11 protein-coding genes are annotated in these 11,982 nt (G+C 61.7%); 6 read left to right on the top strand and 5 right to left on the bottom strand.

The features are described from left to right. Positions 1-3 precede the first annotated feature (3 nt). From AC07VY_RS09825 to AC07VY_RS09835, 3 genes are all read right to left on the bottom strand, one after another. A complete protein-coding gene (locus tag AC07VY_RS09825) occupies positions 4-1,872 on the bottom strand; it encodes a subtype B tannase (protein ID WP_495097269.1) in 1,869 nt (622 codons plus the stop codon). 58 nt (positions 1,873-1,930) lie between these two features. Continuing rightward, complete coding sequence (locus AC07VY_RS09830; protein WP_495097270.1) at positions 1,931-2,092, bottom strand: hypothetical protein; 162 nt, start codon at positions 2,090-2,092, stop codon at positions 1,931-1,933. 260 nt (positions 2,093-2,352) lie between these two features. Beyond that, positions 2,353-3,318 (bottom strand): bifunctional enoyl-CoA hydratase/phosphate acetyltransferase, encoded by a 966-nt coding sequence (locus AC07VY_RS09835; protein ID WP_495097271.1) that lies wholly within the window; start codon positions 3,316-3,318, stop codon positions 2,353-2,355. Between the two features lie 95 nt (positions 3,319-3,413). On the opposite strand from AC07VY_RS09835, the gene AC07VY_RS09840 reads away from it, so the two are divergent. Beyond that, complete coding sequence (locus AC07VY_RS09840) at positions 3,414-4,634, top strand: acetate/propionate family kinase (protein ID WP_495097272.1); 1,221 nt, start codon at positions 3,414-3,416, stop codon at positions 4,632-4,634. Positions 4,635-4,728: 94 nt separating this feature from the next. Here the strand turns inward: AC07VY_RS09840 and fumC are convergent, their stop codons facing one another. Together fumC and AC07VY_RS09850 are read right to left on the bottom strand one after the other, a co-directional pair. After that, positions 4,729-6,114 (bottom strand): class II fumarate hydratase, encoded by a 1,386-nt coding sequence (gene fumC / locus AC07VY_RS09845; RefSeq protein WP_495097273.1) that lies wholly within the window; start codon positions 6,112-6,114, stop codon positions 4,729-4,731. Between the two features lie 91 nt (positions 6,115-6,205). Then, on the bottom strand, positions 6,206-6,988 hold the full coding sequence (locus tag AC07VY_RS09850; RefSeq protein ID WP_495111314.1) for a GntR family transcriptional regulator: 783 nt from the start codon (positions 6,986-6,988) through the stop codon (positions 6,206-6,208). An 83-nt stretch (positions 6,989-7,071) separates the two neighbouring features. On the opposite strand from AC07VY_RS09850, the gene AC07VY_RS09855 reads away from it, so the two are divergent. The 5 genes from AC07VY_RS09855 to AC07VY_RS09875 all read left to right on the top strand — a co-directional run bounded on the left by AC07VY_RS09855 (position 7,072) and on the right by AC07VY_RS09875 (position 11,792). After that, positions 7,072-7,908, top strand: a complete 837-nt coding sequence (locus AC07VY_RS09855; protein ID WP_495076684.1) for a lysine/arginine/ornithine ABC transporter substrate-binding protein — start codon at positions 7,072-7,074, stop codon at positions 7,906-7,908. A 10-nt stretch (positions 7,909-7,918) separates the two neighbouring features. Then, the gene (locus tag AC07VY_RS09860) at positions 7,919-8,641 is read left to right on the top strand and encodes an ABC transporter permease (protein WP_495076685.1); all 723 of its coding nucleotides are present in this window, start codon (positions 7,919-7,921) and stop codon (positions 8,639-8,641) included. Next, the gene (locus tag AC07VY_RS09865) at positions 8,641-9,333 is read left to right on the top strand and encodes an ABC transporter permease (protein WP_495097275.1); all 693 of its coding nucleotides are present in this window, start codon (positions 8,641-8,643) and stop codon (positions 9,331-9,333) included. The genes AC07VY_RS09860 and AC07VY_RS09865 overlap by 1 nt, the downstream gene beginning before the upstream one ends. A 29-nt stretch (positions 9,334-9,362) precedes the next feature. Next, complete coding sequence (locus tag AC07VY_RS09870) at positions 9,363-10,127, top strand: ABC transporter ATP-binding protein (RefSeq protein WP_495097276.1); 765 nt, start codon at positions 9,363-9,365, stop codon at positions 10,125-10,127. Between the two features lie 72 nt (positions 10,128-10,199). After that, complete coding sequence (locus tag AC07VY_RS09875) at positions 10,200-11,792, top strand: gamma-glutamyltransferase family protein (RefSeq protein ID WP_495097277.1); 1,593 nt, start codon at positions 10,200-10,202, stop codon at positions 11,790-11,792. The last annotated feature ends 190 nt before the right edge of the window (positions 11,793-11,982 follow it).

Below are 11,982 nucleotides of genomic sequence, written 5' to 3' on the forward strand. Positions count from 1 at the left end.
GTCTTAATTCCCAGCGGCCAAGCGCTGGTCGATCCAGCTGAAGGCGTCTTGCACGTCGTAGTTGCCGGCGTGCCCCTGGTCCCAGAAGAGTGCGTAATCAACATCCTTGACCCTGGAGTCCGCCTTCAGCGCGCGGCTGAGGTTGTAAGCCACGGTGAAAGATGTGTCGCGGTCTCGCGCGCCAACGCGGATGCGCCAGTGCGTCGTGATGCCGGCGGTTTTGCCGACATAGGGCAGAGCGTTGATCATCTTGTACTGGTTCAACAGATACGCCTGCTGCGGGTTAGCAGCCCAGGTGTAGCCGGTATTCGCCAAGCCCACATCGCTTTGCGCGGCGTTGATGGCGTCCCCGCCGTTGTTGTTGTTCCAAGCGTACTCGGTGAAGTTGGAATACACCTGGGTAGCGGTGCCGAACAAATTGGACTCGCCTCCGCTGTAGTTGCCATAGATAGTGGCTCCCGCCAGGGTGGTGTCCGCCGTAGCAGTCGTCGCGAGGGCGGCGGTTTGACCGAGTTGGTCAAAAGCCGGCACGGCCTTGAGCCGGGATTGCTTGGCCACGAACTTCAGGTAGTTCGACATATTGAAGTTGGTTACCGTACCACTCGAATCCACGTTGATGAAGTCATTCTTGTAGTACAGGGTTCCGCTTCCGCCGGCCACGCCATTGGCCGCAGCACTGCCATAAGCGTTGTAGGCTACGAAAGTCTTGCCAGCCTTGACGTACGTGCTTGCCGCTTTCTTGATTTCGGTCTGCAAGGCGGCCAGCATATTGTCGGTGGTCAGCGCCGTGCCATCATCATTCTTCAAGCCCAGGCCGGCTTGGTAGGTCGCGAACTTATTCATCAGCGCGGTGCTGCCCGTCGGGTCTGGATTCGAGGCACGGACGAGTTCATTGCCGCTCGCATCCACGATCAGCCCGACCTTCTGGTCCGCAGACACCAGTGAACGCGTATCCAGCACATTGAACATCCACTCGTAAGCCAGGTCGGCACTGCCCAGGTCCTGAATGGGGCAATAGGCCACGACGGCATAGACACTGTCGCTGATGGAGCTCTTGCCGCTCGTGTCGATGCCGGCCGCACCGGCAGCTTTCAGATACGGCAAATAGTCTTCGCCGTCGCCCGTGGCACCAAGCTGCGTGCTCTGCGCACCACCACCGCTGGTGCCGTTCACCACGATGCGGCTGGCACTGCCCGGCATGAGGCTGTCATTCAGGCGCAAATAGCGCACGGCGGCCTTGGCATCGACGATGGCGGCTGGCGCCTTGCCCTGGTAGATGCCGTCGTCGTAGACGCCAGCGGGGGCCACCGCGCCGCGGCTGCGCGAGGCCATGTTGATATAGACGAAACCACGGGCCAGCGCAGCCCCCTTCTTGTCGGTATCGCTGTTGCTGAGGTACGTGCCTCCGTTGACGATGTCGGCCCCGGCGTAATTGCTGTTGGTGATGGGGTCCGTGCCATTCCAGCCGCCCTTGCCCCCTTGGTAGCTGGCCAACCAGCCGGCGTTGTTGACGTTCAGCAAGATAGCGTTGTCTTGCTTGGCCGCATCCACCTCGCGCACAAAGATGTTCATGTTCTGGTAGCCGCAGCTCTGGTTGTCCACCGCTCCGGCGGACTGCGTAGCCGCCAATTGCATGGGCTTGCCGACGTAGCACACCTCGCGGTACCAGCGTACCGGCGTGCTCACGCCGTCGAGAGTTACCGTGATCGTCGTGTACTTGGTCGTATCAAAAGCCAACTGGCTGTCATAGACACCGGGGCCTGCGCCACTGGCCGCGGCGCTGCTGCCGCCGCCGCAGGCCGTCATCAGGCCGGTAACCGATATCGCGGCAATGGAGGCCGCAAGTGCGCGCCGTTTGAATTGTGTGTGCATGCTTGTCTCTTTAATGAAGTGATTGAACGTGGTCTCTTCAGGGTCCGACGTGCCGGCTCTAGCCGCTCTTGTGCCCGTGTGGGTGGCTGCAGGCCAGCGGTTGGCCGGCCTTCGTCGTCATGGAAGACAGCGCATGGGTGCTGCGCCGCTTCTGAAACTCTTGCAAACCTTGGGCTGGATGGCCCGGTGCGTGGTTTTCTTTGCTTCGAGTCAATGACATGACGGGCACTTTACGCAGCCGACATGCGTCGCAGAAGATGCCGCGTTAAGGGGCGCGATAACCCCAAAACATCATGGTTTTCCATAGGCTGCAATGAAATTGCACCGCAGGTGCGGGTAGACGCCCGCAAGTTGAAGGCGGCTGGAGCGGCACGGCGAATGCATGGCGCGAAACACCACCACCCCGCTGCGCAACAGCTGCGTCGAATCGCTCTTCGCTACATCCAGAAATAAGCGCCCGCGTGGGCGCAGCGGCAGGGGCTAGCCCACGGCCTTGATCAAGCCGTCACGCCCGGCCTGGACCAGCATGGAAGCCACCGCACAGGACGCCAGCCGGGCCGATTCAGAATCCGCCCGGCTGGTCAGGATGATGGGCACCTTGGCCCCCAGGACAATGCCTGCGGCATAGGCCCCGGCCAGGAAGGTCAGACTTTTGGCCAGCATATTGCCGGCATCCAGGTCCGGCACGATCAACACGTCGGCCTGGCCGGCCACGGGCGAGCTAATGCCCTTGATGCGCGCGGCGTCCATGTCAATCGCGTTGTCCATGGCCAGGGGGCCGTCCAGCTGTGCACCGGTGATCTGGCCGCGCTCGGCCATCTTGCACAGGGCCGCTGCGTCGATGGTGGAGGGTACTTTGGAGCTGACCGTTTCCATCGCCGACAGCACGGCCACGCGCACCGGCGAGACATGCAGTGCATGGGCCAGGTCAATGGCGTTTTGCACGATGTCCACTTTCTCGTCCAGACCCGGCGCGATGTTGATGGCCGCATCCGAAATGATCAGAGGCCGCGGATGTCCGGGCACGTCCATCACAAAACAATGGCTGATGCGGCGGGACGTGCGCAGCCCCCCTTCATGCTTGACGACGGCTGCCATCAACTCGTCGGTATGCAGACTGCCCTTCATCAACGCGTCCACCTCGCCACGCAGAGCCATTGCCACCGCCAATTCGGCCGCCGCATGGCTGTGGGGTGCGTCCACCATGTACAAGCCGCTCAGGTCCAGCTGCGCCTGCTGCGCAATCGCCTCCAGCTTGGCGCGCGGCCCCACCAGCAGCGGCGTGATCAAACCCAGCCGGGTCGACTCCAGCACTGCCTGCAAAGACACATCGTTGGCTGGATGCACCACGGCCACCCGCAGCGGTGGCCACTGCCGGGCAGCGGCGATCAGCCTGTCGTAGTGGGGATGGGAACTGGCGATGGTGGTTGGGACGGAATCAGGCATGGGCATAATTGAAATGGGAAACAAGGAACGCACAAGCATGGGCGGGCCAACCATCGTACCGCCATACACCCACCCCTTAGTGACACACACATCCCATGCCGCTCACAACCCACAGCGATCTGATAGCGGTAGCCAACGCTGGCTCCTCCAGCCTGAAGTTTTCACTGTATGAATGGCATGCCGGGAATGCGCTCACGCTGCTGATGCGCGGCCTGGTCGAAGGGCTGGGCACGGCCCCGCACTTCGTCGCCAAAAGCCCCAGCGGCAAGATCCTGGGCGAACGCGTACTGGCCCCTGACGCGGCATTGGGCCATGACGCCGCGCTGCACCACGTGATCGAATTCGTACGCGGGCTGGTGCCAGACATCCAACTACGCGGCATCGGCCACCGGGTGGTACACGGCGGCCTGACGCACGCGCAACCCGTGCGGGTCACGCGGGCCGTGCTGGAAGATTTGCAAGCCCTGTCGCCCCTGGCGCCGCTGCACCAGCCGCACAATCTGTCGCCGATACGCCTGGCCTTTGAGGCGCTACCGGGCGTGCCGCAAGTCGCCTGCTTTGACACCGCATTCCACCGTGCCCATGCCGAAGTCGCGCAAATGTACGCACTGCCCTATGCCCTGCATGAGTCCGGCGTGCGCCGCTACGGCTTCCATGGCCTGTCCTATGAATATATTGCCTCGCGCCTGCCCCTGGTAGCGCCAGAGCTTGCGCAGGGCAAGGTCATTGCGCTGCACCTGGGCAATGGCGCCAGCCTGTGTGCGCTGCAAGGCGGGCACAGCGTGGACAGCACCATGGGCTTCACTGCGCTGGACGGCCTGCCCATGGGCACCCGTTGCGGCGCCGTGGACCCGGGCGTGCTGCTCTACTTGCTGCAAACCAAGGGCATGGACGCCGCGGCGGTGGAGTCCATGCTCTACAGGGAATCGGGCCTGCTGGGTGTGTCGGGCATCTCCAGCGACATGCGCGTGCTGCTGGCCAGCGACGCGCCCCGGGCACAACTAGCGGTGGATCTGTTCGTCTACCGCATCCTGCGCGAAATTGGCTCGCTGGCCGCCGCACTGGGCGGCGTGGATGGCATCGTCTTCACCGGTGGCATAGGCGAGAACGCGGCCGAGATACGCCGCCGGGTTGTAGACGGCCTGGCCTGGCTGGGCTTCAGCCTGGACAACCAGGCCAATGCCGCTGGCGAGCCCTGCATCTCTGCTGCTGGCAGCGCCCGCTCGGCCTGGGTCATCCCCACCGACGAGGAATGGATGATTGCAAGCCATACCGTCCAGCTGCTGAGTGCGCGCCCGGCGGAAATCTCCGCCTGAGTCCATCTTCAAACGACAAGCCTTTTAGGCCTCTGGCGCAGGATTTACCTGCGCGAGCAGCTATTAATTCAGTAGCATAGAGCGCAGCCGCAGATCAGCGCCCAACCATGTTGCCGGGCACCACCCATTGGTCGAACTGCTCGCCCGTCACATGGCCGGACGCCACGGCCGCCTCGCGCAGGCTGCTGCCCTCCTTGTGCGCCTTCTTGGCGATGAAGGCGGCCTTGTCATAGCCAATGTGGGTGTTCAGCGCTGTCACCAGCATCAGCGAGCTGTTCACCAGCGCGGTGATGCGCTCGCGGTTTGGCTCTATGCCCACGGCACAGTGGTCGTTGAAGCTGACCATGCCGTCGGCCAGCAGGCGCACGCTCTGCAAGAAGTTGTGCGCCACCATCGGGCGGAACACGTTCAGCTCGAAGTTGCCCGACGCACCGCCGAAATTGATCGCCACGTCGTTGCCAAACACCTGGGCCGCCAGCATGGTCACGGCCTCGCTCTGCGTGGGGTTGACCTTGCCCGGCATGATGCTGGAGCCAGGTTCGTTCTCAGGGATGCTCAATTCGCCGATGCCGCTGCGCGGGCCGCTGGCCAGCCAGCGTACATCGTTGGCGATCTTCACCAGGCTGGCAGCCAGGGTCTTCAACGCGCCATGGGCGTGCACCAGCGCGTCGCAGCTGGCCAAGGCTTCGAACTTGTTGGGCGCCGTCACAAACGGCAGGCCGGTCAGGCGCGCCAGCTCGGCCGCCGCCTGCTCGGCATAGCCCTTGGGCGCGTTCAGCCCGGTGCCCACCGCCGTGCCGCCCAGCGCCAGTTCACACAGGTGCGGCAAGGCGGCCTGTACATGGCGCGCGCCATGTTCCAGCTGGGCCACGTAGCCCGAGAATTCCTGGCCCAGGGTCAGCGGCGTGGCGTCCTGCAAATGGGTGCGGCCAATTTTGACGATGTCAGCAAAGTCGGCGGACTTCTTGGCCAGCGTGGCGCGCAGCTTTTCAATCGCGGGCAGCAGCTTGTGGGTCAATGCATCCACCGCCGCCACGTGCATGGCGGTGGGAAACACGTCGTTACTGGACTGGCTGCGGTTCACGTCGTCGTTCGGGTGCACCAGCCGGCCCTCGCCACGCTCGCCGCCTAGCAGCTCACTGGCACGGTTCGCCAGCACCTCGTTGACGTTCATATTGGTTTGCGTACCCGAGCCGGTTTGCCACACCACCAGCGGGAATTCGTGCGGGTGCTGGCCGGCAATCACCTCGTCAGCCGCGGCCACGATGGCCTGGGTTTTCTTCTCGTCCTGCAGGCCCAGCGCGTGATTCACCGCCGCAGAGGCCCGCTTCACCTGGGCCAGCGCGCGGATGATTTCGCGCGGCTGTTGCTCGCCCGAGATATCGAAGTTCTGCAGCGAGCGCTGCGTCTGCGCGCCCCACAGTTTGTCGGCCGGTACGTCAATCGGGCCAAAGGTATCGCGTTCGGAACGGGTGGTCATAGCGGCCTATCAGAGCGTTAAATCGAAAGATGATAGTAATTCTCAATTTCCACCGGATTCGTAAGGCCAGAAGTCTTCGCTGGGCCGTGGGTCAATACGTTCTTGCTTCACGGCGGTACTTGAGCACCTCCCGCACCTTGGTCATATTTTTCAAACTGCTCTGCACATGCATGCGAGCCGCCTGTGCCGCAGCCACGGGATCTCTGGCAAACAGAGCCTGGGCGATGGCCTTGTGCTCCTCCAAACCGGAGTCGTCTATATCGGTCCAGAGTACCTCCAGCAGCAACGCCAATTGGAGTTTCTCGTAGATCTGGTTGGTCATCGCAATCAACGCTTCGTTGCGGGTCATCTGCACGATGACTTTATGGATTAACAAGCCCAGCTCTAGATACCTGGCTGCGTCTGCAGGGCTGTTCACCGCAGGCGTTTTCAAGGCATCCATCTCTGTCACGATGTCACGTACACGTTGAAAATCTTCCTCGGTAGCCGTAACACAAGCGGTCTCAATGGCCAAGACGTCAAGGGCTCCACGCACAGCAAGCATGTCCCCAACCGAATCCAGGTTCACATCCGCCACGCTGTAACCAACATTGCGCTGCCCCACCACCAGACCTTCTTTCTCCAGTTTCATCAAGGCCTCACGCAGCGGAGTGCGGCTAACGCCTAGCTGCTCGGCAAGACGACTTTCTGCCAAGCGCTCGGCCGGCCGCAGGCGCCCCGTCAGTATCAGATTCTTGAGTTCGTCATAGGTCCGCTGACGCGCCGATTGCGTTACCCGCTCCACACCATCCACTGGCTTGTTCATTGCTTTGTTACTCCACTGGCTGTGATTATGCGTCTCGCCCAAGGCCGCAACAGGCCGTAAAAACTCCACTTGCACTCCATGATGACATTGGATACTATTTTGTATCCAATTATGGATACCCCACCAAAGTTGCAACTGGATAGGAGTAGAAAATGTTGAAATGCGTATTAGCCAGCCTGATGCTGGTGTCTGTATTGGCCAACGGGGCTATGGCACAAGACAAGCCCACATCCATCACCATCGCCACAGAGGGAGCTTATGAACCCTGGAACTTCACTGGCCCCGGCGGCACCTTGCAAGGCCTGGAAATCGACTTGGCAAAGGATCTATGTGCGCGCATGAAAATCAAGTGCTCGATAGTGGCGCAGGACTGGGATGGCTTGATTCCTTCACTCAACGCGAAGAAGTTCGACGCCATCATGGCCTCGATGATCGTCACGGACAAGCGGTTGGGTGTCATCGCATTCAGTGAACCCTATGCCCCCACTTCCGCCAGTTTCATGGTCGAAAAAACAGGCGCCCTGGCCTCGCTGCCAGGCACCGGCACCACGGTAGATCTGGCGGGCGATCCCGCAGCCGCCAAAAAGGCACTAGACATGGTTGCCGCCGCTCTCAAGGGCAAAACCATAGGCACGCAGGGCTCTACGGCCAACGCCAACTTCCTCGACAAGTACCTCAAAGGGCAGGTCGAGGTCCGCGAGTACAAGACCACCGAGCAGCATGACCTGGACTTGAAGTCGGGCCGACTGGACGGCGTCATCGCCCAACGCAGCGTCTTGTCCGCTTTACTGAACAAGCCAGACTACAAAGACTTCAAATTGTCGGGTCCGACTTTCGTAGGTGATGTATTTGGCAAGGGGATTGCAGTCGGCCTGCGCAAAGATGACAAAGCACTGAAAGCCATGTTCGACGAAGCCATCACTGCAGCCAAGGCCGATGGCACGGTCAACAAGCTGGCCGAGAAGTGGCTCAAGGCCAAGCTGTACTAAGCAAGCTGCGATGGGCACCGGTGCAGTGAACACCCTCAGTTTGATTTTTGCATGGGATGGTTGGGGACGGATGCTGCTCCTCGGAGCCGCAATGACCGTCGCTGTTGCCGTCATGGGTCTTTGCATTGGTGCAGTTCTTGGCGTGGCCTTGGCCTGTGCACGCGTTGCCGGTGGGCCTTGGCTGCGCAGATGTTCCAGCGCGTACACCACGGTATTGCGCGGGGTGCCCGACCTGCTGGTGATCTACCTCTTTTACTTTGGTGGTAGCAATGCGCTTGCCGCAATAGGCAAGCTTGTGGGATACAGCGAATTCATTGGCATGCCGACCTTTGCCACAGGCGCACTCGCCCTCGGTATGGTGTCAGCCGCCTACCAGGCCGAGGTCTACCGTGGCGCCTACCAAGCCGTGCCCCACGGCGAGATGGAAGCTGCCCACGCTGTCGGCATGTCGCTCGCACAGGTGTTTCGCAGCGTCATCGCACCCCACGTGCTCAAGCACGCATTGCCCGGGCTGGGCAATGTCTGGCAGTTGGTGGTGAAGGAGTCTGCGCTGATTTCGGTCATCGGACTGGTGGAGCTGCTACGGGCGGCCCAGCTGGGTGCCGGCTCGACCCGCATGCCCTTTGTCTTTTATGCAGCAGCCCTGCTGCTGTACCTGCTGATCACCTCGGTCTCCGGCCACTTTTTCGCACTTGCGGAAGCCCACACGATGCGCCCCTATCGGAGAACCTAATGGATTTCACGTTCCTCGGTGAAACATTGCTGACCTTGCTCGGTGGCTTACCGTTGACAATCAATCTGGCGCTGACCTCTACCGCGATAGGCTTTGCCGGGGCGCTGACGCTGGCCCTCATGCGCACCGGTGGTGCCGCGCCGCTACAAGCCGGCGCGCGCGCTTATGTGTATGTGTTTCGCGGCACACCACTGCTGATCCAGATTTTTCTCATCTACTACGGTCTGGGCCAATTCCGGCCCGAGCTGCAGGCGCTGGGCTTGTGGGGGCTATTCCGCTCGCCCTATTGGTGCGCGGTCATCGCCTTGGCCATGAACACGGCGGCCTATGGCAGCGAAATTATCCGGGGCGGTATCGCGTCGGTCCCGCACGGCGCGCTAGAGGCCGCAGCGGCCTGCGGCATGGGCCGAGGCCTGCGCCTGCGGCGCATTGTGTTCCCGCTCGCACTGCGCAACGCCCTGCCCGCTTACGGAAACGAGCTGATCCTGATGGTCAAGGCCACGTCCCTGGCTTCGGTCATCACACTGATGGACGTTACCGGCCTGGCCCAAAAACTGATCTCGCAAACCTACCGCTCGGTGGAAGTCTTCATGTGCGCTGGCCTGATCTACCTGGCGCTGAATTTCATCCTGACGCACTTGGTACACATGCTCGAATCGGCGTTATCCCTGACGCGCCAAGGCAGGCGTTGAAACCATCTACCCACTTCACGGCACCCGCTTTGGACAAAATCGTACTCACCAATATCCGCAAAAGCTTCGGCGACGTAGAGGTACTCAAAGGTATTTCACTCACCGCCCGGCAAGGCGACGTGATCGCCATTCTGGGTGCCTCAGGGTCCGGGAAATCCACGCTACTGCGCTGCATCAACTTCCTTGAAATGCCGGACAGCGGCGAGGTCCAGATTGGCAGCGAGCAAGTACAACTCAAGCAGCGCCGCGATGGCCGCCGCAGCGTGGCCGATGTCGCTCAGCTCTCACGCATCCGCAGTAGTGCCGCCATGGTGTTCCAGGGCTTCAACCTCTGGACGCATATGACGGTGCTGGAAAACCTCATTGAGGCACCCATCCGTGTACAACGCCGCCCGCGCGCCGAATGCGTTGCCGAGGCCGAAGCACTGCTGAACAAGGTAGGCATGGCGCACAAGCGCGATGCCTACCCCAGCACCCTGTCAGGTGGTCAGCAGCAGCGAGTGGCCATTGCCCGGGCCTTGGCCATGCGTCCCGATGTGCTGCTGTTCGACGAGCCCACATCGGCACTGGACCCGGAGCTGGTGGATGAAGTGTTGCGCGTCATGCGCGCACTGGCCGAAGAGGGCCGCACCATGCTGGTAGTAACCCACGAAATGGGCTTCGCGCGCCATGTATCAACGCGCACGGTTTTCTTGCACCAGGGCTGCATCGAAGAAGAAGGCCCATCCGAGCAGGTCTTCACCCAGCCGCGTAGCGAACGGTTCCGGCAATTCATCCAAAAAATCGGCGGCTAGCCATCAACCCAGGCTTTTTCAGCCGGGATATCCAAGCCTTTACTCAACACCACAACAAACAAAGACAAGCTTATGCGCAACTTCGAACTCCCAGGCCGCTCCATGGCCGCAGCCCGCAACGGCATGGCTGCCACCTCCCACCCCACCGCCACATTGACGGCCATCGAAACACTCAAAGCCGGGGGCAATGCCGTGGATGCCGCCGTTGCGGCCTGCGCAATGCAGTGCGTGGTGGAGGCCGGCTCCACAGGCGTGGGTGGCGACTGTTTTGCCCTGCTGTCGGCGGGCGGCTCTACCGACATCCGCGCCTACAACGGCTCTGGCCGCACACCGGCTGCCATGTCCCTGGCCGCATTGCGCGAAGCGGGCGTCACCCAGATCGAACGGCATTCTCCCCATGCAGTCACTGTGCCAGGCGCCGTGGACGCCTGGTGCCGCCTGGTGGCCGACCACGGACGCATGCCGATGTCAGACGTTTTGGCACCCGCAGTGGCCATGGCCCGCGAAGGCTATGCCATTACGCCCCGCGTCGCGTTTGACCTGGCCGAAGAAGCAGCGCTGCTGCAGCGCGACCCAACGGCGCGGGCGACTTTTCTGACAGATGGCAAAGCCTCCGGCATGGGTGACATACAGTACCAACCCCTGCTGGCCAACACCCTGGAGGCTATCGGCAAAGAAGGTGCACACGCTTTCTACCGTGGCCCCATCGCTGAGGACATCGTGGGCTACCTGCGCGACCGCGGCGGCTTCCACACCCTGCAAGACTTTGCCGATGCTGCTGGGGAATACGTTCAGCCCATCAGCAGCCCGTACCGGGGACGCACGGTATACGAATGCCCGCCCAACGGACAGGGCGTGATTGCGCTAATGATTCTGGGCATCTTGTCCCGCTTCAGCCTCCAGGGCGACCCGCAGAGTGCCGACAACCTGCATATCCTGATCGAGGCATCGCGCCTGGCCTACGCCGCCCGCGACAGCTGGGTTGCCGACCCGCAAAGCGCGAGCGCCGGGGTGGAGCATATGCTGTCCGACACCCTGCTCGACCAGCTCGCAGCGCGCATCGACCTGTCGAGGGCGATCACCGACCTGCCAGAATTCAATGGCCCAACGCACCGCGACACGGTCTACATCAGCGTGGTGGACAAAGACCGCAACGCCGTGAGCTTCATCAACTCCATCTTCTACCACTACGGTAGCGGCCTGATGGCGCCCCAATCGGGCGTCCTGCTGCAAAACCGGGGTGAAGGCTTCAACCTGGTGGAAGGCCACCCCAACGCCATCGGCCCCAAAAAACGCCCCATGCACACCATCATTCCGGGCATGGTGGCCGAAAACGGTCGCATCAGCATGGCCTTTGGCGTGATGGGCGGGCACTACCAGGCCACCGGCCACGCCCATTTCCTGTCGCGCCTATTCGACCATGGCCTGGATCTACAAAGCGCCATGAACCTGCCACGGCTGTTCCCCGTTCCCGGCTCGGGCAGCCTGGAAATCGAAGCCCTGCTGCAATCCCAGGTAGGTGAAGAGCTGCGCCGCCGAGGCTTCAGCTTCGAGTCGCCCACCTACGCCATCGGCGGTGCGCAGGCGATTCGGATCGACTGGGACAAGGGCACGCTGCTGGGCGCCTCGGACCACCGCAAAGACGGCTTGGCAATGGGTTACTAGTTTCCCGCATGAAAAAGCCTGACAGGTCTAAAGGACGCAGGTGATCTAAAAAACAGCGGATAACGCAGTATTTACCTGCATCCCCCACTATTCTTTTTATAGCATTTATCCCTACTCGGCCGAGACAGACAAGGGGAGGCATCGCGCTGTGCATCCAGCGACGGCATGCCTATTGCATGGCGCCCAATTG

The sequence above is a fragment of the Rhodoferax sp. GW821-FHT02C08 genome (genome assembly GCF_059421805.1).